The sequence below is a fragment of the Oleiagrimonas sp. C23AA genome (genome assembly GCF_011759385.1).
Lineage (GTDB): Bacteria > Pseudomonadota > Gammaproteobacteria > Xanthomonadales > Rhodanobacteraceae > Oleiagrimonas.
Window position 1 is genome coordinate 328,071 of sequence record NZ_JAARLY010000003.1, and the last position, 22,566, is coordinate 350,636.

The following is a 22,566-nucleotide window of genomic DNA, read 5'->3' on the forward strand; positions in this document are numbered from 1 at the left end:
CAGGCCAGTCGATGCCGGCCTGCGGGTTTTGCTGCACCTGAAGGCGGCCCATCATGACACCAGCTCTGCTTGCTCTCGAAGACGGCAGTATTTTCCACGGCCATGCCGTGGGCGCCCACGGCCAGACCGTTGGCGAAGTGGTTTTCAACACGGCGATGTCCGGTTACCAGGAGATCCTCACCGATCCCTCGTATGCCCGGCAGATTGTCACCCTGACCTATCCGCATATCGGCAACACCGGCTGCAACGACGCCGACACCGAGTCGTCGCACGTGCAGGCGGCGGGCCTGATTGTTCGCGACGTGCCGCGCCTGCCGTCCAATTATCGCAACCGCATCAGCCTGCCGGACTACCTGGCCCAGCAGAATATCGTCGCCATTGCCGGCATCGATACGCGTCGTCTGACGCGCATCCTGCGTGACAAGGGCGCGCTGGCCGGCTGCGTCGCGGCCGGCGACCACATCGACGCCGATGCCGCGCTGGAAGCGGCGCGCGGCTTCCCGGGCCTGAAGGGCATGGATCTGGCCAAGGAAGTGACCGTGGCCGAGTCCTACGCCTGGAGCGAAGGCGAGTTCGACCTCAACGCCGATGCCTTCGGCGCCGGCGGCGAGCGCTTCCATGTGGTCGCCTACGACTTTGGCGCCAAGCGCAACATCCTGCGCATGCTGGCCGCGCGTGGCTGCCGTATCACGGTGGTGCCGGCCAAGACCTCGGCCGAGGATGTGCTGGCGCTCAAGCCCGATGGCGTGTTCCTGTCCAATGGCCCGGGCGATCCGGAGCCGTGCGACTACGCCATCGAGGCCATCCGCGCGCTGCTGGAAAAGAAGCTGCCGATGTTCGGTATCTGCCTGGGTCATCAGCTGCTGGCGCTGGCCGCCGGCGGCAAAAGCATGAAGATGAAGTTCGGCCATCACGGCGCCAACCACCCGGTGATCGACCTGGCCTCGGGCCGCGTCATGATCACCAGCCAGAATCATGGCTTTGCCGTGGACGAGGCCTCGTTGCCGGACAACGTGCGCGTCACGCACCGTTCGTTGTTCGATCAGTCCAATCAGGGCATCGAGCTGACCGACGCGCCGGCCTTCAGTTTCCAGGGTCACCCCGAAGCCAGCCCGGGTCCGCACGATGTGGCGGGCCTGTTCGACCGTTTCACCGCGATGATGGAGGCCCGCTGACATGCCCAAGCGCGAAGATATCAAGAGCGTCCTGATCATCGGCGCCGGCCCGATCGTGATCGGTCAGGCCTGCGAGTTCGACTATTCCGGCGCCCAGGCCTGCAAGGCGCTGCGCGAAGAGGGGTACCGGGTCATCCTGGTCAACTCCAATCCCGCCACCATCATGACCGACCCGGAAATGGCCGACGCCGTCTACGTCGAGCCGATCCAGTGGCAGGTGGTCGAGCGCATCATCGAGAAGGAGCGCCCGGATGCGGTGCTGCCGACGATGGGCGGCCAGACCGGCCTCAACTGTGCGCTGGAGCTGGCCGATCATGGCGTGCTGGACAAGTACGACGTGGAGCTGATCGGTGCCTCGCGTGAGGCCATTCGCATGGCCGAGGACCGTCACCTGTTCCGCGATGCGATGACCGACATCGGTCTGGATTCGCCGCGTTCAGAAGTGGCCCGTTCCATGGATGCGGCCTGGGCTGCGCAGCAGAACGTCGGCTTCCCGACCATCATCCGTCCGTCGTTCACCCTGGGCGGCTCGGGCGGCGGCATCGCCTACAACCGCGAGGAGTTCGAGCAGATCGTCAAGCACGGTCTGGAACTGTCGCCGGTGCACGAGGTGCTGATCGAGGAGTCGGTGCTGGGCTGGAAGGAGTTCGAGATGGAAGTGGTCCGCGATCATGCGGACAACTGCATCATCGTCTGCGCCATCGAGAACCTGGACCCGATGGGCGTGCACACCGGTGACTCGATCACCGTGGCGCCGGCACAGACGCTGACCGATCGCGAATACCAGCGCCTGCGCGATGCCTCCATCGCCGTGCTGCGCAAGATCGGCGTCGACACCGGCGGCTCCAACGTGCAGTTCGGCATCAATCCCGAGAACGGCCGCGTGGTCGTTATCGAGATGAACCCGCGCGTGTCGCGTTCCTCGGCGCTGGCTTCCAAGGCCACCGGCTTCCCGATCGCCAAGATCGCGGCCAAGCTGGCCGTGGGCTACACGCTGGACGAGCTGGCCAACGACATCACCGGTGGCAAGACGCCGGCCTCGTTCGAGCCGACCATCGATTACGTGGTCACCAAGATTCCGCGTTTTGCATTCGAGAAGTTCCCGGCCGCCGAGGCGCGCCTGACCACGCAGATGAAATCGGTGGGCGAAGTGATGGCCATCGGCCGCAGCTTTACCGAATCGCTGCAAAAGGCGTTGCGCGGTCTGGAAACCGGCAAGGCCGGCCTTGACCCCAGCGAGCTGGACTACAGCACCGAAACCGGTTTCGCCGAGCTCAAGCGCGAGCTGCGCGAGCCCGGTCCCGAGCGCATGTTCTACATGGGCGATGCCTTCCGTGCCGGCCTGTCGCTGGACGAGGTGCACGCGCTGACCCACGTCGATCCGTGGTTCCTGGCCGCCATCGAAGACATCATCAGCGAAGAAAAGAAGGTGGTGACGCAGGGCCTGCCGGCGCTGGACAAGGCGCGCATGCTCGAACTCAAGCGCATGGGCTTTGCCGACGCGCGTCTGGCCAAGCTGCTGGGCACCGACGAGGCCGCCGTGCGCCATGTGCGCCGCACCCTGGGCGTGCGCCCGGTGTACAAGCGCGTGGACTCGTGCGCGGCCGAGTTCGCCACCTCCACCGCCTACATGTATTCCACCTACGAGGAGGAATGCGAGGCCAATCCCTCCGATCGCCAGAAGATCATGGTGCTGGGCGGCGGCCCCAACCGCATCGGTCAGGGTATCGAGTTCGATTATTGCTGCGTGCACGCGGCGCTGGCGCTGCGCGAGGACGGGTACGAGACCATCATGGTCAACTGCAACCCGGAAACCGTGTCCACCGACTACGACACCTCCGATCGCCTGTATTTCGAGCCGCTGACGCTGGAAGACGTGCTCGAGATCGTCGACCTGGAGAAGCCCGAAGGCGTGATCGTGCAGTACGGCGGCCAGACCCCGCTGAAACTGGCGCGCGCGCTGGAAGCGGCCGGTGCGCCGATCATCGGCACCACGCCCGATTCCATCGATCTGGCCGAGGACCGCGAGCGCTTCCAGCAGATGATCGACAAGCTCGATCTGAAGCAGCCGCCCAACCGCATTGCCCGCAGTGCCGACCAGGCGCTGACGCTGGCGCGCGAGATCGGCTACCCGCTGGTGGTGCGTCCCAGCTACGTGCTGGGCGGGCGCGCCATGGAAATTGTCTACACCGATGAGGACCTGGCGCGCTACATCCGCGAGGCGGTGCGTGTGTCCGAATCCTCGCCGGTGCTGCTGGACCGCTTCCTGGACCATGCCACCGAGGTCGATGTCGACATCGTCGCCGATGCGCAAGGCAACGTGCTGATCGGCGGCATCATGGAACACATCGAAGAGGCCGGCGTGCACTCGGGCGATTCGTCCTGCTCATTGCCGCCGTACTCGCTGAGCGCCGAGATGCAGGACCGCCTGCGTGAGCAGGTCGCACAGATGGCCCGCGAGCTCAAGGTGATTGGCCTGATGAACACCCAGTTCGCGGTGCAGGGCGAGCAGATCTTCATCCTGGAGGTCAACCCGCGTGCTTCGCGTACGGTGCCGTTCGTGTCCAAAGCCACCGGCGTGCCGCTGGCCAAGGTTGCCGCGCGCTGCATGGCCGGACGCAGCCTGACCGAGCAGGGCGTCACGCGTGAGGTGGTGCCGTCCTACTATTCGGTGAAGGAAGCGATCTTCCCGTTCTTGAAGTTCCAGAACGTTGACCCGATCCTCGGTCCTGAGATGCGTTCGACCGGCGAGGTCATGGGTGTGGGCCGCAGCTTCGGCGCCGCCTTCGCGCGTGGCCACGAGGCGGCCAACATCAGCGCGCCGGCCAAGGGCAAGGTATTCCTGTCGGTGCGCGATGCCGACAAGTCGCGCCTGCTGCCGCTGGCGCAGGATCTGGTCAAGCGAGGTTACGGCCTGGTCGCCACCGCCGGCACCGCCAAGTTCCTGGGCGAGAACGGTGTGGACTGCGAGCGCATCAACAAGGTGATCGAGGGCCGTCCGCACGTGGTCGACCTGATCAAGAACGGCGAGATCGTCTATATCGTCAACACCACCGAGGGCAAGCAGGCCATTTCCGACTCGTTCTCGATCCGACGCAATGCCTTGCAGCAGCGCGTGACCTACTCGACCACCATCGCCGGTGCGCGTGCTCTGTTGCATTCGCTCGATTTCCGCGAAGGTGGAGCGGTGCACAGCCTGCAGGAACTGCACAAGGAGCTGGGCGTCTAGGCGCCCAGTTTCCACCGCCGTGCCGGCGGGCCGTCATGCGCGGCTCGCCGCGCGTGACCTGAACCCATTGCACAAGGAGCACCGACATGAATCGTGCCCCCATGACCAAAGCCGGCTCCGAGCGTCTGCGCGGCGAGCTTGATCGCCTGAAAAGCCAGGAGCGCCCGAAGGTGATCGCCGCCATCGCCGAAGCGCGTGCGCATGGCGACCTGAAGGAAAATGCCGAGTATCATGCCGCGCGCGAGCAGCAGAGCTTCATCGAAGGCCGCATCGCCGAGCTGGAATCGGCGCTGTCCACCGCGCAGATCATCGATACCAAGACGCTCAATGCCGGCTCCAAGGTGGTTTTCGGCGCCATTGTCGACCTGGAAGAGGAAGACTCCGGCGAAGAAGTCACCTACCAGATCGTTGGCGACCTGGAAGCGGACATCAAGCAGCGTCTGATCGCCGTGTCCTCGCCGATCGCGCGTGCGCTGATCGGCAAGAACGAAGGCGACAGCTTTGAGTTCGAGGCGCCCAACGGCACCAAGAACTACGAGATCGTGGGCGTGCGTTACGCGTGATCGCCTTTCGTGATCTGGCGCTGCGTCGTGGCGGGCGCCTGCTGCTGTCGCAGGTCAACGCCACCTTGCACGCCGGCTGGAAAGTCGGCGTGGTGGGCCGCAACGGCTGTGGCAAATCCAGCCTGTTCGCCATCGTGCGTGGCGAACTGGAGGCCGATGCCGGGCAGATGGAGCGCCCGGCATCGTTGCGCATGGCCTCGGTGGCGCAGGAAACCCCGGCGCTGCCCGATGCCGCCATCGACTATGTACTGGGCGGCGATACTGAACTGGCCGCGGCGCTGGCACTGGAATCGCGTGCCCTGGCCGCGGATGACACCGAGGCGCTGGCGCGTGCGCATCAGCAGATCGAGGCGCTGAACGGCTACGATGGCCGTGCCCGCGCCGGACGTTTGCTGCATGGCCTGGGTTTTGCGCCGTCCACGCACCAGCGTGCGGTAGCGGAGTTTTCCGGCGGTTGGCGCGTGCGTTTGAACCTGGCACGCGCGTTGATGGCGCCCTCGGACATCCTGCTGCTGGACGAGCCGACCAACCATTTGGACCTGGACGCGGTGCTGTGGCTGGAGCAGTGGCTGCGCCATTACCCCGGCATGCTGCTGGTGATCTCGCACGATCGCGAGTTCCTTGATGGCGTCATTTCGCACACGCTGCACCTGCATGATGGCGGCGCGCGGCTCTACACCGGCGACTTCACTGCATTCGAGCGCCAGCGCGCCGAGCAGTTGCGCCAGCAGCAATTGGCGCACGAAAAGGAGCAGGCCGAGCGTGCGCATCTGCAATCGTTCGTCGATCGCTTCCGCGCCAAGGCGACCAAGGCCAAGCAGGCGCAGTCACGCTTGAAGCGCCTGGAGAAGCTGGCCGGCACCGAGGCGGTGCGCGCCGAGCGTCCCTTCCATTTTGAATTTCCCGCCCCCGAGCGCCTGCCGCAGTCGATGCTGTCACTGGACGCGGTCGATGCCGGCTATGGCGGCAACGCCGTGCTGTCGGGCATCGGGTTTGGCCTGCAGGCGGGCGACCGCATTGGTTTGCTGGGCCCCAACGGTGCCGGCAAGTCGACCCTGGTCAAGACGCTGGTCGGTGAGCTTGCGCCGCTGGCCGGCGAGCGCGGCGCGCACAAGGATCTGGTGATCGGCTACTTCGCCCAGCATACGGTGGAAAGCCTGCGCGCCGGCGCCAGCCCCTACGAGCACCTGGCCGAGAAAGCGCCGAATGCGTCGGGTCAGGCCGTCCGCGACTGGCTGGGTGCCTGGCATTTTGCCGGCGATCGCGCGTTCGAGCCGGTGGACGGTTTTTCCGGTGGTGAGCGCGCGCGGCTGGCGCTGTCCCTGCTGGCCTGGGACAAGCCCAACCTGCTGCTGCTCGATGAGCCGACCAACCATCTGGACATGGACATGCGCGAAGCGCTGGCCGATGCGCTGGACGATTTTCCGGGCGCGCTGGTGCTGGTCTCGCATGATCGCCATTTGCTGGGCCTGGTCTGTGACGACTACTGGCGCGTGTCGGGTGGTGACGTCGCGCATTTTGATGGCGACCTGGACGACTACGCGCGCTGGCTGCGTAGCCGCGACAGCGGGAGTGACGGCACGGCCGTTGCGGATGCCGCGCCTGCGGACACGGCCGTCAGCAACAAGGAGCGCCGCCGCGCCGCCGCCGAGCAGCGTGAGCGGGAGAAACCGCTGCGCTCGAAGTTGAAGAAAATCGAAACACGCATGGCGCAGTTGCAGGACCAGCTGGGCCACGTGCAGTCGCGTCTGGCCGATCCGGCCGTATATGACGGCGATGGCCGCGAGGTGGTGGAACTGGGCCGCGAGCAGGGCGAGCTTCAGGGCGAACACGATGCGCTGGAGGCCGAGTGGCTGGAAGTGTACGAGGCGCTGGAGGGGCTGGCCGCATGAGCATGCTGCACGTGCTGCTGCCCAGCACCCAGCGTACCGGCGCGCTGACCGACGCCATGCCGTGGTTGCTGCGTGGCGATCATCTGCCCGATGCCGAGGCCGGCTATCACGCCGCCTTGCGTGGCTTTTTCCGCACCCCGGCAGGTAGCTGGCCGGTGGCGGCGTTGACCCGTGATGCGCTGTATGGCGATGCCGAAGGTTCCACCTGGCTGGGCGCCGATCTTGCCTTCGTGCAGCCGGATTTGACCGGTGCGCGTCTGCTGGCTTGCGGGCACCTGGACATCAGCCGCGAGGAATCGGCCGCGCTGGCCGCCGAATTGGCGCCCTCGTTTGGTGATCGCGGCTTCGTGCTCGAACCCAGCTTGCCCTCGCGCTGGCATCTGCGCCTGCCACGTGGCGCGCAGCCGCCGCACTTTGATGATCCCGAACAGGTGCTGGGTGATGATCTGCTCGAGCACTTGCCGCAGGGTGGCGATGGCCGACGCTGGCGCGCCTTGTTGACCGAGACCCAGGTGCTGCTGCATCAAAGCGACATCAATGCGCAGCGCCAGCAGCGCGGCCAGGCGCCGGCCAACAGCCTGTGGTTCTGGGGCGGTGGCGCGCTGCCGGCGTGGGTCAAATCCGAACTGGGTCTTGCCATCAGCGACGAGCCGGTGGTGCGCGCCCTGGCCACGCGTTCGCACGTGGCCCACCAGGTGTTGCCGCAGTTCGATGCCGCCACGCTGAAAGCCCATGCGCAGGTGCTGCTGGACCTGGAACGCGAAGCCGACCTGACACGCTGGTGGCCGCAACTGGAAGCCCTGTGGCGCGAAGGTCACTCATTGATGCTGCATGCCACCAGCGGTGAGCGCTGGCAGTTGAAACCCGGCCATCGCTGGCGCCTTTGGCGTCGCGGCAGGTGAGCGTATTGTGCATTCGCCGCCGCGAAGTCGATGCGGCGGCACTGGCATCGGGCTGGCCGGCACAGATGCCGCAGGCGCTGCGTCGCATCTATGCTGCGCGCGGTGTCACGGATGCCAAGACGCTGGCCCATCGCCTGGCGCAGATGCATGCGCCGGATAGCCTGACGGGCCTGGATGCTGCCGCGACACGACTGGCCGACGCCATCGACGCGAACCAGTCCATCGTCATTGCCGGTGACTACGATTGCGATGGCGCCACGGGCGTGGCCGTGGCGGTGCGTGGCCTGCGCCTGCTCGGCGCGCGGCAGGTCAGCTATGTGGTGCCCAATCGCTTTGAACACGGCTACGGACTCAGCCCCGCGCTGGTTGCCTCGCTGACCACGACGCCGGATTTGATCGTCACCGTCGACAACGGCATTGCCAGCGTCAGTGGCGTCGCCGCCGCCGCCGAGCGCGGTATCGATGTGGTGGTAACCGATCACCATCTGCCGGGCCAGACGCTGCCCAAGGCCGCGGCCATCGTCAATCCCAACCTGCCGGGCGATGACTTTCCGTCCAAGGCGCTGGCCGGTGTCGGCGTGATGTTCTACGTGCTGCTGGCGTTGCGTGGCGAGCTGGTGCGCCGCGGGCGTTTCAGCCGCGAACAGGCGCCGGATCTTCGCGTGCTGCTGGATCTTGTCGCACTGGGCACGGTGGCCGACCTGGTGGCGCTGGACCGCAACAATCGCATTCTGGTCGATGCCGGCATGCGGCGCATGCGTGGCGGCTTGGCCTGTGCCGGTATCGCCGCCCTGGCCGAGGCCAGCCAGCGCCGACTGGAAACGCTGGTCGCCTCCGACCTTGGCTTTGCGCTGGCGCCGCGTTTGAATGCGGCCGGTCGCCTGGAAGACATGACCCTGGGCGTGGAATGCCTGCTCACCGAGGATGCCGGGCGCGCCCGCGAGCTGGCCGAGCTGCTCAGCCAGATCAATGCCGAGCGCCGCGAGTTGCAGGCCACCATGGTCGCCGATGCCGAGCTGATGGTGGCGCGGGCGGCGACGCCGCCGGCCGAGGTGCGCGGCGTGGCGCTGTTCGATGAAAGCTGGCATCCCGGCGTGGTCGGGCTGGTCGCCTCGCGCCTGAAAGAGCGCCTGCATCGTCCGGTGGTGGCGTTTGCGCCGGCCGATGAGGGCAGCGCCGATCTGCGTGGCTCGGCACGCTCGATTCCGGGTTTCCATATTCGCGACGCGCTGGCCGAGGTCGATGCGCGCCATCCGGGCCTGATGGGGCCGTTCGGCGGCCACGCCATGGCCGCCGGCCTGAGCCTCTCTGGCGCGCGTCTGGACGAATTTTCGGCCGCCTTCGATGCGGTGGCGCGCGAGCGTATCGCCGAGGAGGCCTTGCAGCCGGTGCTGTGGACTGATGGCGAGCTGGCGGTGGACGACTTTCACATGGAGCTGGCGCACGCGCTGCGCTATGCCGGCCCGTGGGGGCAGGCCTTTCCGGAGCCGGTGTTCGACAACGTGTTCGAGTGCATCGACCACCGCCCGATGGGGCGTGCGCACCGGCGCTTCAAGCTGCGCGATCCGCGCAATGGCGCCGTGCACGAGGCGGTGATGTTCAACGTCGATCTGAATCGTGCGCCACCGTATCACCTGCACGCAGCCTACGAGCTGACCATCAACGACTGGCAGGGCCGGCAGAGTCTGCGGCTGTTGTTGCGCCACGTGCAGGACGCCCGGGACCGCGCTCCGGTTTGACGCGCGTCATCCTGCGTGCGGCCGCGCTGGGTATAGTGAGGGCAGATTCTCCATCAGGATTGACGCTGCCATGATCGAACAGATTCCCGGTATGCCCGCCGGTACCATTGGCTTTCGCGCCCGCGGCAAGCTCACGGCGGCCGATTACGAGAACGTGATCGTGCCGGATATCGAGGCGGCCTTCACCCTGCATCGCAAGCTGCGCATCCTGTACGCCATGGCCGGTGATTTCGATGGCTTCGAGCCGCGTGCGCTATGGGACGATGCCAAGCTGGGTTTGCGTCACTTCACCGGTTTCGAGCGCGTGGCCGTAGTCGCCGACGATGCCTCGCTGCGCAAGACGGTGCACCTGCTCGAAGCGGTGATTCCGGCCGACGTGCGCGAGTACGAAAGCGATGATTTTGCCAAGGCCATGGCCTGGATCTGCGAGCCGCCCATCGACGGCGGGCGTTAGCTTTTCGCCCATGCTGTCACGCGCTTGGCGCAAAGCTGCTTTGCACCAAGCGCAGATCCGGCAGCAGATTGAAATGGCGCAGCATGCGGTTGCCGATCGCCGGGCTACACGTGCCGAGCCCCTCATAAGGGCGCATGGCCGGCGGTGCCGGTGTGAGATACGCATATGACACCTTCGCCGCGTGGCGCCGTTGCCGGCGCGTGCGGTGTTATCATGCGCGGCCAGTTTTAAAGTGAAGTGACCATTTCCATGATCGAGACCAATCCGATCCTGGCGCAGATTGCGGACCTTGCCGGCCGCGTCGACGCGCTTAGGGGGTTTCTTTGACTACCCCGCCAAGCGGGAACGTCTGGAAGAAGTAAATCGCGAGCTGGAAGATCCCAGCATTTGGGACAACCCGACGCACGCCCAGGATCTGGGCCGTGAGCGCGCGCGCCTGGCCACGGTGGTCGAGGGCATCGACGAGCTGTCGGCGGGCCTTGCCGATGCGCGCGAGCTGCTGGAGATGGCCGCGTCCGACCAGGACGAGGATACCGTCACCGCAGTGGCCGAAGACGTGGCGGGCCTGTCCGGACGCGTGGAGAAGCTGGAGTTCCAGCGCATGTTCTCCGGCGAGATGGATGCCAACAACGCCTTTGTCGACATCCAGGCCGGTGCTGGCGGCACCGAGGCCCAGGACTGGGCCGAAATGCTGCTGCGCATGTACCTGCGCTGGGCCGAAGGCCGTGGCTGGAAGACCGAGCTGCTGGAGGCCTCTGGCGGTGAAGTGGCGGGCATCAAGTCGGCCACGTTCCGCGTCGAGGGCGACTACGCCTATGGCTGGCTGAAGACCGAGATCGGCGTGCACCGCCTGGTGCGCAAGAGCCCGTTCGATTCGGACAATCGTCGCCACACCAGCTTCACCTCGGTGTTCGTCTCGCCCGAAGTCGATGACAACATCGACATCGACATCAATCCGGCGGACCTGAAAACCGACGTGTACCGTTCCTCCGGCGCTGGTGGTCAGCACGTCAACAAGACCGAATCGGCGGTGCGTATCACCCACGTGCCCACAGGCACCGTGGTGGCCTGCCAGACCGAGCGCAGTCAGCACGCCAACCGCGACCGCGCCATGAAGATGCTGGCGGCCAAGTTGTACGAGCTGGAAATCCAGAAGCGCAACGCCGAGAAGGATGCGCTGGAAGCGACCAAGTCCGATATCGGCTGGGGCAGCCAGATCCGCAACTACGTGCTCGACCAGAGCCGAATCAAGGATCTGCGCACCGGCGTCGAGCGCTCGGACACGCAGCGCGTGCTTGATGGCGACCTGGACGAGTTCGTCGAGGCGGCCCTGAAGTCGGGCCTGGATGCCGGCTCCAAGCGCGCCGATGCCTGACGCTTGCGCCCGCACCGGTGATTGGCAACGCTTCGCGCGGCGAGGCGTTGCCGTGCTGGCGTTGGCTCTGGCCGGCGCCAGCTTTGCCGCCTCCGCGCCGGCCGCTGTGCCAGGTCATCCGGGGCAGGAGATCAAGAACGATGCCAAGGACGCCGGACATGCGGTGGCGCGTGGCGCGCGCGATGTCGGTCATGCCACCCGGCATGTGGCGGTGAAAATTGGCCACGGCGCGCGCGATGCGGGCAAGGACGTCGGCCACGGTGCGCGCAAGGCCGGGCACGCGGTAGCCCACGGTGTGCGTGAAGGCTGGCGGGCCACCCGCAAGGCGTTCAAACAAGCCTTTGGCGGTGGCTAGTTCGCGGCCACGCGTTTCATGCGGTGGCCGTCGGCGACCGCGACAGTGATTTGAAGATTCAACCAAACCAGCGCGCGCCCGGTGGCGCGATGAAAGCTAACGGAACCTCCATGAGCGATAACACCCAGCAACCGCCCGTCGACGAAAACAAGCTGATCGCCGAGCGTCGGGAAAAACTGACCGCGCTGCGCGGGCAGGGCATTGCGTTCCCCAACGACTTTCACCCGGACACCTTCGCCGGTGACGTGAAAGCCGAGTTTGCCGATGCCGAGCGCTGGAATGCCGAGGCCATCGAGGCCCAGGCACGTACGCTCAAAGTGGCCGGCCGCATCATGCTCAAGCGCGTGCAGGGCAAGGTCAGCTTCGTGCAGTTGCAGGACGTGACCGGGCGCATCCAGCTGTTCATCCACAAGGGCACGTTGGGCGATGACCGCTACGATGCCTTCAAGGGCTGGGACGTGGGCGATATCGTTGGCGCCGAGGGCACGCTGATGCGCACCAAGACCGGCGAGTTGTCGGTGAAGGTGTCGGCGCTGAAGCTGCTGACCAAGAGCCTGCGTCCGTTGCCGGACAAGTTCCACGGCCTGTCCGACGTCGAGCGCCGCTACCGCCAGCGCTATGTCGACCTGATCGTCACCGAGCAGGCTCGCGAGACCTTCAAGCTGCGCTCGCGCATCATCGGTCGCATTCGCCAGTGGCTGGAGGCCGAGCCGCGCCGCTTCATGGAAGTGGAAACGCCGATGATGCACGTCATCCCCGGCGGTGCCACGGCGCGCCCCTTCATCACCCATCACAACGCGCTGGATCTGGACCTGTACCTGCGTGTGGCGCCGGAGCTTTACTTGAAGCGTCTGGTGGTGGGCGGCTTTGATCGCGTCTACGAGATCAACCGCAACTTCCGCAACGAGGGCGTGTCGACGCGGCACAATCCCGAGTTCACCATGCTCGAGCTGTACCAGGCCTACGCCACCTACACCGAGATCATGGACCTGACCGAAGGCCTGATCCGCGATGCGGCGCAGACCGTGCTTGGTCGCACCGCGCTGACCTGGGAAGGGCGCGACATTGACGTGGGCCCGGCCTTCCGCCGCTGGGCCATGGCCGAGGCGGTGCAGCACCACAACCCCGAGATCAAGGCCGAAGAGCTGCGCGATGTCGCGGCGTTGCGCGCGCATTGCGATCGCCTGGGCGTGAAGTACAAGCCGGCGTATGGCTGGGGCAAGCTGCTGCTGGAAATCTTCGAAGCGACGGTGGAAGGCACGCTGGTGCAGCCGACCTTCATCACCCAGTACCCGACCGAGGTCAGCCCGCTGGCACGCGCCTGCGACGATGATGCCGAAGTCACCGATCGTTTCGAGCTGTTCGTCGGCGGCAAGGAGATTGCCAACGGCTTCTCCGAGCTCAACGACCCGGAAGACCAGGAGCGCCGTTTCCGCGCGCAGGTGGCCGAGAAGGAGGCCGGCGACGACGAGGCCATGCATTTCGACGCCGACTACATCCGCGCGCTGGAAGTGGGCTTGCCGCCGACCGGTGGCTTGGGCATCGGCATCGACCGCCTGGTGATGTTGCTGGCCGACGCCGGCTCCATCCGCGATGTGCTGCTGTTCCCGTACATGCGTCCGGAAGCGTGAGGCTTTTCGGTTAAGGCAATAAAAAAGGGCGACCCTTGAGTCGCCCTTTTTTGTGCCCGATCGTGCTCAGCGCGGGCTGGCGGGAAGCGTGGCGGCAGCCTGGCGATGCACGTAACGGCGCATCAGCAGGCTCTGCGCCACGCCGACGGCACTGGAGGCGCCCCAGTAAAGCGCCAGGCCTGAGGCCAGATGCCAGACCACCGCCAGCGTGATCAGCGTCTGTAGCCCCATCATCGCCAGGCGGGCGCTTTCCGGCAGGGCCGGATTGAGATGCAGTGCCAGCGCGGTGAGCGCGGCCACGCCCAGCGCCAGCAGCAGGTTGGGTTGGGCCAGGCTGCCCAAACCGAGAAAGCGCGCGCCGTGGGCGACGCCGCGTTCAATGGCGTGGTAAAGCCCAATGGCGATGGGCATCTGCGCCAGCGCCACCAGCAGGCCGCCGGCCGGAATCGGCTTCAATCCGTGTTCGCGGTACAGCGCCTGGGTCGCTTCCAGCTGCTGGCGCGAGTCATCGCGATGGCGCTTGCGCAGGGCCTCCAGCCGGGGCTTCAAGCCCTGCATGATGCGCTGACGCTGCCAGCCCTGGCGCGCCATGCGGTAGGTGGCCGGCAGCAGTGCCAGGCGTACCAGCAGCGAGGTGGCGATAATCGCCAGCCCCAGGCTGCCGCCCAGCGTGCTGGTCAGGATGGCGAGCAGGTGGCCAATGCCGGCCAGCCAGGCGTGCCAGAGAGCGTGCATGAATGTCCCCTTGAATCTCGTTCCGTGAAAGGTGTCGCCGCATGCCGTCGCGGCTTGTATTCAATCTGGGGTTTTCGCGTTTGATTGCAAGCGCATGGCGTCGGCCAACCCCTCGCCTGCGTTAGAATGCCCGCCTTGTCTTTTTGCCTGGGAAACGACCGCCATGTGGTATGCCATTGTCGGTATCGATGTTGCCGATTCGCTGGAAAAACGCCTGTCCGTGCGCGCGGAGCATCTGGCGCGCCTGAAGGCCTTGTCCGAGGCCGGTCGCCTGAAGCTGGCCGGTCCGTTTCCGGCCATCGACAGTGACGATCCGGGCCCGGCCGGCTTCACCGGCAGCCTGATCGTGGCCGAGTTCGAGAGCCTGGAAGCGGCCAAGGCCTGGGCTGATGCCGACCCTTACATCGGCGCCGGTGTCTACGAACGCGTGGATGTGCGCCCGTTCAAGTCGGTGCTGCCGTGAGCGCGGCGCCGGTCGCGCTGATCCGCGAGCGCATCGAGGCGGCGCTGTCGCCCACGGCGCTGGAAGTGATCGACGAAGGCCACCTGCATGCCGGCCATGCCGGCGAGGGCCAGGGGCATTTTCGGGTGCGCATCAGCAGTCCGGCTTTCGCCGGCAAGCTGCCCTTGCAGCGCCACCGCATGGTCTATGCCGCCGTCGATGACCTGATGAACAACGGCATCCATGCATTGGCGATCGAGGCCAGTGTCGAGTAAACGCCTTGCATTTTCCCTGTAAGGCGTTGTTTTTGAAGTTGCGAAGATAGGTCGTTGCGCCACAGCCACGGGCTTGGCACAGTGGCCTGATCTTCTAGCGCCGCGGTCAGGGGAGCGCGGCCCGATCACGGAATGTACCCACCCGCATGCGTCTGACCACCATCAAGCTGGCCGGTTTCAAGTCGTTCGTCGACCCGACCACGTTGCACCTGCCTACCAATATGACCGGCATCGTCGGCCCCAATGGTTGCGGCAAGTCCAACATCATCGACGCCATCCGCTGGGTGATGGGCGAGAGCGCGGCCAGCCGTCTGCGCGGCGACTCGCTGACCGACGTGATCTTCTCCGGTTCCAGCTCGCGCCGGCCGGTCGGCCAGGCCACGGTGGAGCTGATCTTCGACAACAGCGATGGCGCGGTGCAGGGCGAGTACGCGCAGTACGCGGAAATCTCGGTCAAACGCCTGGTCAGCCGTGACGGGCAGTCGCAGTATTTTCTCAACAACACGCGCTGCCGCCGGCGCGACATCACCGACATCTTCCTGGGCACCGGCCTTGGTCCGCGCAGCTACTCGATCATCGAGCAGGGCATGATCAGCCAGATTGTCGAGGCCAGTCCCGAAGCGCTGCGCGTGCATCTGGAAGAGGCGGCCGGCATTTCCAAGTACAAGGAGCGTCGCAAGGAAACCGAGAGCCGGCTGCGTTCCACGCGCGAGAACATGGACCGCTTAAGCGATGTGCGCGAAGAGATCGACAAGCAGCTCGAGCACCTCAATCGCCAGGCGCGCGCCGCCGAGCGCTGGAAAGCCCACAAGGAAGAGCAGACGCGCAAGGAAGCCGAATTGCGCGCGCTCGACTATCGCGCCCTGCGCCAGCAGCACCAGGGCCAGGGCAGCGACCTGAGCCAGGCCGAGACCGAGATTGAAAAGCACGTCGCCGAACAGCGCCAGATCGAGGCGCAGACCGAGACCATGCGCGAGCGCCATGTCGCGGCCAGCGAGCATCTGCAGGAGGTGCAGGCCGAGGTCTACAAGGTGGGCGCCGAGATCGCCCGTGTCGAGCAGCAGGTCAAGCACAATCGCGACCTGACCGAGCGCCTGCAGCGCGCGCAGCAGGAAACCGGCCGCGAGCACGAGGAGCTGACCGGGCACATCGCCACCGATCGCGAACAGATCGAGTCGCTGGCCATGGCGCTGGAGGAGGGCGAGCCCAAGCTCGAAGCGCTGCGCCAGATGCAGGACGACACCGGCGAGGCCCTGCGCGAGGCCGAAACCAAGCTTTCCGACTGGCAGGCGCGCTGGGACAACCACACGCGCAACGCGTCCGAGTCGGCGCGGGCGGCCGAGGTCGAGCGCACCAAGATCGATTATCTGGACCGTCAGGCGCTGGATATTTCGCGCCGCCGCGAAGCGCTGGATCGCGAGCGCCGCGCGGTGGACGTCCAGGCGCTGGAACAGGCCGCCGAGCAGCTGTCCGAAGAACACGATACGCAGCGCGAGCGCGTCGAGACGCTGGGCGGCATGCTCGATGGGCACAAGCTGGCCTGCGAGCGTCTGGGCGACGAAGAGCGCCAAGCGCAATCGGCGCTCAACGATGGCCGCCAGCAATTGCAGAGTGCGCGCGGGCGCATGGCCTCGCTCGAGGCGCTGCAGCATGCCGCGCTGGGTCAGGACGAAGGCGGCGCCAGCGACTGGCTGGCTGCGCTGGGCCTGGACAAGGCGCGACGTCTGGGCGAAATGCTGAGCGTCGATGCCGGTTGGGAGCGCGCGGTGGAAACCGTGCTGGCCGGCGTGCTCGATGGCGTCATGGTCGATGATCCGGCCGCACTGGCGGTCAAACTGGATCAGCTGGCTGAGGCCGACTTGGCACTGATGGCCAGCGGCGAGCCCGGTGTCGGTGCCGATGGCACGCTGGCCGCGCATGTGCGTGGGCCGGCTTCCGCGCTGGCGCTGCTGTCGCGTGTGCGCACCGCCGACAGTGCCGACGCCGCGCAGACGATGGCCGCCTCACTCGGCGCCGATGAGTCGGTGATTACCGCCGATGGCCTGTGGCTGTCGGCGCAGTTTGCCCATGTGCGTCGCGCGCAGGGCAATCAGGTGGGCGTGCTGGCCCGCGAGCGCGAGCTGAAAACGCTCAATCAGCGTATCGAGGAGCTGGAAGCGCGCAACGAGGAGCTGGCCGAGCGCGTGGAAACGCTGCGTGCCGAGCGCATCCAGGCCGAGCGCTCGCGCGACGATGCGCAGCGCGAGCAGTACGCGGCGCATCGTCGCCTGTCAGAACTGGCCGGTCAGTTGCAGGGCCATCGCGGCAAGGTCGAGTCGGCCCGTGCGCGCTCGGAAAAGGTCGACGAGGAACTGAGCGAACTGACGCGGCGCCAGGATGAGCTGGGTGCGCAGGCCACCGAAGCGCGCGCGCGGCTGGACGAGTCGGTCGAGCGCATGGGCGATGACGAAGACCTGCGCCGCGAGCTGGAAAACGAACGCCGCGAGTTGCTGGAGATGCGCGAGGAAGCGCGCATGAACGCGCGCGAGGCGTCCGAGCAATCGCATCAGCTGGCCTTGTCCATCGAGTCCAAGCGCTCGTCGCTCAACTCGCTGCAGCAGGCGCTGGCACGCATGGACAGCCAACTGCGCCAGCTCGATGCGCGCAAGCAGGAGATTGCCGAGCAGCTGGCCGAGGGCTCGGACCCCATCGCCGAGCTGGAGGCCGAGCGCCAGACTTACCTCGAGCAGCGTCTGCTGGTCGACAAACAGTTGGTCGATGCGCGCCGTGCGCTGGAAGATTGCGACAATGAATTGCGGCGTCTGGAAGCGGCGCGGCAGGCGTTGGAGCAGAAAATTGCCGGCCTGCGCGAGGGGCTGTCGGAAAAACGCCTGAAGGCGCAGGCGCTGGAAATGCGCGCCGCGCAGCTGGCCGAGGCCATTTCCGAATCCGGTCTGGAGCTGGAAGCCCTGCTCGAATCGCTGCCCGAGAAGGCCGATCCCGAGCAGTGGAAGCGCGAACTGGAATCGCTGGCCAGCCGTATCCAGCGCCTGGAGCCGGTCAATCTGGCCGCGATCCAGGAGTTCGAGGAACAGTCCGAGCGCAAGAACTACCTGGACGCGCAGCTGACCGATCTTACCGACGCCATGGAGACGCTGGAAAACGCGATCCGCAAGATCGACCGCGAGACGCGTCAGCGCTTCAAGGAAACCTTCGACAAGGTCAACACCGGCATGCAGGCGCTGTTCCCGCGTCTGTTCGGTGGCGGGCATGCCTATCTGGAGCTGACCGGCGAGGACCTGCTCTCGACGGGCGTGGCGATCATGGCGCGCCCGCCCGGCAAGCGCCCGTCCAACATCACCTTGCTGTCCGGCGGCGAGAAGGCACTGACCGCGGTGTCGCTGGTATTTGCCATCTTCCAGCTGAACCCTGCGCCGTTCTGCCTGCTCGACGAGGTCGACGCACCACTGGACGAGGCCAATGTGGGCCGTTTTTCCAACATGGTGCGTGAGATGAGCGAGCAGGTGCAGTTCCTGTTCGTCACCCACAACAAGTCGACCATGGAGTCGGCCCAGCAGATGTGTGGCGTCACCATGCGTGAGCCGGGTGTGTCGCGGCTGGTTCAGGTTGACCTGGCCGAAGCGGCTAAACTGGCCGGCGCCGCCTAAATGCACAGGGCTGCGCGCCACCGCGCCGCGGCACTACAATCAGCGCATCACCCCGCGTTTCGCGCGTTATTGCTCAAGGTCAGGAGAGTTGCATGAGTTGGAATCCCGCCGTCGGCGTACCGATGTTCATTATCGGTGTCATTGTGCTGGTGGCGATCTGGCTGTTCGGCCAGCCGAAGAAGCCTGGCCAGGGGCGCCGGCTGCCCGGCTTCGGCAAGGGCAAGGCCGCGCGCAAGGAGCCTGGCCTGGGTGAGGAGTCCGACGCCGGGCAGGGCTTTTCGGCCATCGACGACGACGTGGTCGAGCTTTCTGCCGGCGCCGCCCCCGCGCAGGGCGAACTGGACGTGGATTTTCGCGCCGAGTTGGAGCGTCTGGGCGCCGAGCTTTCCGGTGCCGAACGCAAGACGGCGGCGCGCAAGGAGCCTTCCCTGGGCGAGATGCTGCGCCGTGACAAAGCGCCGGCGGAAGAGGCCGAGCCGGCTGGCGCGGCCGAACCTGCGCCGCGTGTCAGCGCGGCGCAGGCATCCAGCGTGGGCCGGCGTCCCGCCGATCAGCCGGTGGATCGCATCGTCACCTTGTATGTGGTGGCGCGTGACGGCGATCGCTTCCGTGGCTCGGACCTGGTGGTGGCGGCCGAGAAGGCGGGTCTGGACTATGGCGACATGAGCATTTTCCATCGTCTGCAGGACGGCAAGCCCGAGGCCGGCCCGGTGTTCAGCGTGGCCAACATGGTCAAGCCGGGCAATTTCGACATGAACGACATCCACGCCATGGATACGCCCGGGGTGAGTTTCTTCATGACCCTGCCGGGACCGATGTCGGCGCTGGATGCCTGGGATGCGATGCTGCCCACGGCGCAGCGCATGGCCGAGCTGCTCGATGGTCTGGTGCTGGACGATGAGCGCAATGCGCTGGGACGCCAGCGCGTGGCGTATATCCGCGACGATTTGCGTGGCTGGGACCGGCGCAACGAGGGCGAGCGGATCGAGTTCGGACGCTAAAGGCGCCGGCGCTCACACCAAACCTTGTCACAAATGCCGCGGGCAGAGCGTCTAAATCGCCCTGTCGGGCATTCGCGTGCCGCCGCTCGCGCGCTAGAATGGGCCGATTCCCGAGTATTTGCCAGGAGCTGCCATGCCCCGTTCTGCGGTTGCGCCCGTTCTTACCATTGATGGCCCGTCCGGATCGGGCAAGGGCACCATCAGCCGTCGCGTGGCCGACCAGCTGGGCTGGAACCTGCTCGACTCGGGCGCGCTGTATCGCGCGGTGGGTTATGCCGCCAGCATGGCTGGACTGGATTTGTCCGACGCCGAGGCGGTGACGCGTTGCGCCGAGTCCACACGCATCACGTTTCGTCCCGACGCCGAAGGCGGCGAGACGCGCGTGTATGTGAACGGTCACGATGCCGGTGACGAGCTGCGCACGGAAACCTGTGGCGCGGCCGCGTCGGCCATCGCCGCTATTCCATCGGTGAGAAAAGCCTTAGTGGACAAGCAGTTGTCGTTCCGAAAGGGCAAGGGGCTGGTGGCTGACGGGCGCGACATGGGGACCGTGATCTTCCCCGATGCGCCGCACAAGGTGTTCCTGACCGCCAGCGCCGCCGAGCGCGCGAAAAGGCGCTATAAACAGTTGAAAGCAAAGGGGCTCAGCGTTACACTTTCGAGCCTCCTGCGAGAGATCGAAGCCCGCGATGCGCGTGACGCGTCGCGTTCGGTCGCACCGCTCCGCCCTGCTGATGATGCCGTCACCATCGACACCACCGGCCTGGACATCGACGCGGTGGTCGCGAAGGTATTGGCGCTGGTTGGTTCGCCGTAAGGCGGGGCAATCGGCAACATGGGCCCGTGCCGCGGCACGGGATGTGGTTTAAACGGTGCGCTCTTGCACCCTCAACCGGTGAGGCCGGTGACTGGCATGCACGCAGGGGTTTTGCCCACTGCACCAACCGACGGCGCATGTTCGGCCCAGAGCCTTATGTTTATTTCTGAGAATTCACATGACTGAAAGTTTCGCCGAACTTTTTGAACAGACCCAGCAGACCCTGGCCAAGCTGAAGCCTGGCTCCATCGTCTCGGGCATCGTGGTCGAGATCCGCAACGACGTGGTTGTGATCAACGCCGGCCTGAAGAGCGAAGGCATTGTCCCCATCGAGCAGTTCAAGGATGAGGAAGGCCAGCTGGAAGTTGAGGTGGGTGACGAGGTCAAGGTGGCCCTGGACGCCCTGGAAGATGGCTTCGGCGAGACCAAGCTGTCGCGCGAGAAGGCCAAGCGTTCCATGGTTTGGGACGAGCTGGAAGAGACCTTCGACAAGGACGAGACCGTCACCGGCAAGATCTCCGGCAAGGTCAAGGGCGGCTTCACCGTCGACATCAAGGATGTCCGCGCGTTCCTGCCGGGCTCCCTGGTCGACGTGCGCCCGGTGCGCGACCCGGCCTACCTCGAGGGCAAGGACCTCGAGTTCAAGATCATCAAGCTGGACCGCAAGCGCAACAACGTGGTCGTCAGCCGTCGCGCCGTCGTCGAGAGCGAGTACTCCGAGGAGCGCGAGAAGCTGCTGGAGCGCCTGACCGAGGGCGCCATTGTCCACGGTGTGGTCAAGAACCTGACCGATTACGGCGCGTTCGTGGACCTGGGCGGTATCGACGGCCTGCTGCACATCACCGACATGGCCTGGAAGCGCGTGCGCCATCCGTCCGAGGTGGTGAACGTGGGCGACGAGCTGGACGTGCGCGTGCTGAAGTTCGACCGCGAGCGCAACCGCGTGTCGCTGGGCCTGAAGCAGCTGGGCGACGATCCGTGGGTCAACATCTCGCGTCGTTACCCGGTTGGCAGCCGCCTGTTCGGCAAGGTCTCCAACGTCACCGATTACGGCTGCTTCGTCGAGATCGAGCCGGGCGTGGAAGGCCTGGTGCACGTCTCCGAGATGGACTGGACCAACAAGAACGTCAACCCGGCCAAGGTGGTGCAGGTGTCTGACGAGGTCGAGGTCATGGTGCTGGATGTGGACGAGGAGCGTCGCCGCATCTCGCTGGGCATCAAGCAGACCAAGTCCAACCCGTGGGAAGCCTTTGCCGCCATGCACAAGAAGGGCGACAAGGTCTCCGGTCAGATCAAGTCGATCACCGACTTCGGCATCTTCGTCGGCCTGGAAGGCGGCATCGATGGTCTGGTCCACCTGTCGGATATTTCCTGGCAGGGTCAGGGCGAAGACCTGGTGCGTGACTTCAAGAAGGGCGAGGAAGTCGAGGCGGTGGTGCTGGCGGTCGATCCGGAGCGCGAGCGCATCAGCCTGGGCATCAAGCAGCTCGAGCAGGATCCGTTCGGCCAGTTCATGGCTGCCCATCCGCGCGGCACCATCGTCAACGGTACCGTGAAGGAAGTGGACGCCAAGGGCGCCGTGGTCGACCTGGGTGATGGCGTGGACGCGTACCTGCGTGCCAACGATATCGCCAAGGAGCGCGTGGACGATGCCACGCAGTACCTTAAGGTCGGCGAGAAGGTCGAGGCCAAGTTCACGGGTATGGACCGCAAGGGCCGCATGCTGCAGGTTTCGATCCGTGCCAAGGACGAAGCCGATCTGCAGGATTCCCTGGCCGAGTACGGTAATGCTTCCGGTGGCACCACCAAGTTGGGTGCGCTGCTGCAGGAGCAGATGAACAAGTCCGAGTAAGCTTAAGGAGCACGGGGGTGGCGCTTGCCGCCCCCGTCGCTTCAAGCTCACGTCACGTCATCCGATCTGCCAACGCGGGCCAGGGCGGCCAGCGGGGTAGACGGTCGGGTCCGCCACGGACGGATCGCGACCGACAGCCGGGGCAGTGTCGCACAAGGCTCACAGGGGGCCTGCTCCATACGGAATCGCGGGGATCATGACCAAGTCCGAATTGATTGAGACGCTTTCGCAGCGTCAGACCCATCTTGCGTTCGGGGATGTCGAACTGGCCGTCAAGAGCGTGCTCGAACAGATGAGCCAGGCGCTTTCCGAGGGTGAACGCATCGAAGTGCGGGGTTTTGGCAGTTTCTCGCTGCACTATCGTCCGCCGCGCATGGGGCGCAACCCCAAGACCGGCGAAGCGGTGGCGCTGCCGGGCAAGCATGTGCCGCATTTCAAACCAGGCAAGGAGCTTCGCGAACGCGTCAATTCGACGGACTGAT

General features: G+C 65.8%; 18 protein-coding genes. 17 read left to right on the forward strand and 1 reads right to left on the reverse strand.

What is annotated here, in order from left to right:
* The first annotated feature begins 50 nt into the window (after window positions 1-50).
* The 10 genes from carA (at window position 51) to lysS (ending at window position 13,315) form a co-directional block, all read left to right on the forward strand.
* The gene (carA, locus tag HBF24_RS07055) at window positions 51-1,175 is read left to right on the forward strand and encodes a glutamine-hydrolyzing carbamoyl-phosphate synthase small subunit (protein ID WP_167171439.1); all 1,125 of its coding nucleotides are present in this window, start codon (window positions 51-53) and stop codon (window positions 1,173-1,175) included.
* A 1-nt stretch (window position 1,176) separates the two neighbouring features.
* Window positions 1,177-4,404, forward strand: coding sequence for a carbamoyl-phosphate synthase large subunit (carB, locus tag HBF24_RS07060; RefSeq protein ID WP_167170948.1), 3,228 nt, complete (start codon window positions 1,177-1,179; stop codon window positions 4,402-4,404).
* Window positions 4,405-4,490: 86 nt separating this feature from the next.
* Complete coding sequence (greA, locus tag HBF24_RS07065) at window positions 4,491-4,967, forward strand: transcription elongation factor GreA (protein WP_167170950.1); 477 nt, start codon at window positions 4,491-4,493, stop codon at window positions 4,965-4,967.
* Window positions 4,964-6,859, forward strand: coding sequence for an ATP-binding cassette domain-containing protein (locus tag HBF24_RS17400; RefSeq protein WP_167170952.1), 1,896 nt, complete (start codon window positions 4,964-4,966; stop codon window positions 6,857-6,859). The genes greA and HBF24_RS17400 overlap by 4 nt, the downstream gene beginning before the upstream one ends.
* Window positions 6,856-7,761 carry a phosphoglycerate mutase gene (locus HBF24_RS07075; RefSeq protein WP_167170954.1) on the forward strand — a complete coding sequence of 302 codons (906 nt, stop codon included), beginning with the start codon at window positions 6,856-6,858 and terminating at the stop codon, window positions 7,759-7,761. Before HBF24_RS17400 ends, HBF24_RS07075 begins: the two co-directional genes overlap by 4 nt.
* A complete protein-coding gene (gene recJ, locus HBF24_RS07080) occupies window positions 7,758-9,500 on the forward strand; it encodes a single-stranded-DNA-specific exonuclease RecJ (RefSeq protein ID WP_343162728.1) in 1,743 nt (580 codons plus the stop codon). Before HBF24_RS07075 ends, recJ begins: the two co-directional genes overlap by 4 nt.
* 70 nt (window positions 9,501-9,570) lie before the next feature.
* Window positions 9,571-9,954, forward strand: coding sequence for an STAS/SEC14 domain-containing protein (locus HBF24_RS07085; RefSeq protein WP_167170956.1), 384 nt, complete (start codon window positions 9,571-9,573; stop codon window positions 9,952-9,954).
* 249 nt (window positions 9,955-10,203) lie between these two features.
* A protein-coding gene (prfB, locus tag HBF24_RS07090) for a peptide chain release factor 2 (RefSeq protein ID WP_167170958.1) occupies window positions 10,204-11,329 on the forward strand; the annotation gives its coding sequence in 2 pieces (ribosomal slippage) (window positions 10,204-10,278 and window positions 10,280-11,329; 1,125 coding nt in all).
* Window positions 11,322-11,684 carry a hypothetical protein gene (locus tag HBF24_RS07095; protein ID WP_167170960.1) on the forward strand — a complete coding sequence of 121 codons (363 nt, stop codon included), beginning with the start codon at window positions 11,322-11,324 and terminating at the stop codon, window positions 11,682-11,684. The genes prfB and HBF24_RS07095 overlap by 8 nt, the downstream gene beginning before the upstream one ends.
* A 110-nt stretch (window positions 11,685-11,794) precedes the next feature.
* Complete coding sequence (gene lysS / locus HBF24_RS07100; protein WP_167170962.1) at window positions 11,795-13,315, forward strand: lysine--tRNA ligase; 1,521 nt, start codon at window positions 11,795-11,797, stop codon at window positions 13,313-13,315.
* 66 nt (window positions 13,316-13,381) lie between these two features.
* On the opposite strand, the gene HBF24_RS07105 is transcribed toward lysS, so the two are convergent.
* Window positions 13,382-14,050 carry a YidC/Oxa1 family membrane protein insertase gene (locus tag HBF24_RS07105; protein ID WP_167170964.1) on the reverse strand — a complete coding sequence of 223 codons (669 nt, stop codon included), beginning with the start codon at window positions 14,048-14,050 and terminating at the stop codon, window positions 13,382-13,384.
* 163 nt (window positions 14,051-14,213) lie between these two features.
* Between HBF24_RS07105 and HBF24_RS07110 the strand changes: the two genes are divergently transcribed.
* From HBF24_RS07110 to HBF24_RS07140, 7 genes are all read left to right on the forward strand, one after another.
* The gene (locus HBF24_RS07110) at window positions 14,214-14,513 is read left to right on the forward strand and encodes a YciI family protein (protein ID WP_167170967.1); all 300 of its coding nucleotides are present in this window, start codon (window positions 14,214-14,216) and stop codon (window positions 14,511-14,513) included.
* The gene (locus HBF24_RS07115; RefSeq protein WP_167170970.1) at window positions 14,510-14,767 is read left to right on the forward strand and encodes a BolA family protein; all 258 of its coding nucleotides are present in this window, start codon (window positions 14,510-14,512) and stop codon (window positions 14,765-14,767) included. The genes HBF24_RS07110 and HBF24_RS07115 overlap by 4 nt, the downstream gene beginning before the upstream one ends.
* A 146-nt stretch (window positions 14,768-14,913) precedes the next feature.
* Complete coding sequence (gene smc / locus HBF24_RS07120; protein WP_167170973.1) at window positions 14,914-18,414, forward strand: chromosome segregation protein SMC; 3,501 nt, start codon at window positions 14,914-14,916, stop codon at window positions 18,412-18,414.
* A 92-nt stretch (window positions 18,415-18,506) separates the two neighbouring features.
* Window positions 18,507-19,415 (forward strand): cell division protein ZipA, encoded by a 909-nt coding sequence (gene zipA, locus HBF24_RS07125; RefSeq protein ID WP_167170976.1) that lies wholly within the window; start codon window positions 18,507-18,509, stop codon window positions 19,413-19,415.
* Window positions 19,416-19,548: 133 nt separating this feature from the next.
* The gene (gene cmk, locus HBF24_RS07130; protein WP_167170979.1) at window positions 19,549-20,232 is read left to right on the forward strand and encodes a (d)CMP kinase; all 684 of its coding nucleotides are present in this window, start codon (window positions 19,549-19,551) and stop codon (window positions 20,230-20,232) included.
* A gap of 178 nt (window positions 20,233-20,410) precedes the next feature.
* Window positions 20,411-22,084: a 30S ribosomal protein S1 gene (gene rpsA, locus HBF24_RS07135; RefSeq protein ID WP_167170982.1), complete on the forward strand. Its 1,674-nt coding sequence runs from the start codon at window positions 20,411-20,413 to the stop codon at window positions 22,082-22,084.
* A 196-nt stretch (window positions 22,085-22,280) separates the two neighbouring features.
* A complete protein-coding gene (locus tag HBF24_RS07140) occupies window positions 22,281-22,565 on the forward strand; it encodes an integration host factor subunit beta (RefSeq protein ID WP_167170985.1) in 285 nt (94 codons plus the stop codon).
* The last annotated feature ends 1 nt before the right edge of the window (window position 22,566 follow it).

Coding starts and splice junctions, on each gene's coding strand:
- carB (WP_167170948.1), top strand. CDS start 1,177: ATGCCCAAGCGCGAAGATATCAAGAGCGTCCTGATCATCGGCGCCGGC.
- greA (WP_167170950.1), top strand. CDS start 4,491: ATGAATCGTGCCCCCATGACCAAAGCCGGCTCCGAGCGTCTGCGCGGC.
- HBF24_RS07075 (WP_167170954.1), top strand. CDS start 6,856: ATGAGCATGCTGCACGTGCTGCTGCCCAGCACCCAGCGTACCGGCGCG.
- HBF24_RS07085 (WP_167170956.1), top strand. CDS start 9,571: ATGATCGAACAGATTCCCGGTATGCCCGCCGGTACCATTGGCTTTCGC.
- HBF24_RS07095 (WP_167170960.1), top strand. CDS start 11,322: ATGCCTGACGCTTGCGCCCGCACCGGTGATTGGCAACGCTTCGCGCGG.
- lysS (WP_167170962.1), top strand. CDS start 11,795: ATGAGCGATAACACCCAGCAACCGCCCGTCGACGAAAACAAGCTGATC.
- HBF24_RS07105 (WP_167170964.1), bottom strand. CDS start 14,050: ATGCACGCTCTCTGGCACGCCTGGCTGGCCGGCATTGGCCACCTGCTC.
- HBF24_RS07110 (WP_167170967.1), top strand. CDS start 14,214: ATGTGGTATGCCATTGTCGGTATCGATGTTGCCGATTCGCTGGAAAAA.
- smc (WP_167170973.1), top strand. CDS start 14,914: ATGCGTCTGACCACCATCAAGCTGGCCGGTTTCAAGTCGTTCGTCGAC.
- zipA (WP_167170976.1), top strand. CDS start 18,507: ATGAGTTGGAATCCCGCCGTCGGCGTACCGATGTTCATTATCGGTGTC.
- cmk (WP_167170979.1), top strand. CDS start 19,549: ATGCCCCGTTCTGCGGTTGCGCCCGTTCTTACCATTGATGGCCCGTCC.
- rpsA (WP_167170982.1), top strand. CDS start 20,411: ATGACTGAAAGTTTCGCCGAACTTTTTGAACAGACCCAGCAGACCCTG.
- HBF24_RS07140 (WP_167170985.1), top strand. CDS start 22,281: ATGACCAAGTCCGAATTGATTGAGACGCTTTCGCAGCGTCAGACCCAT.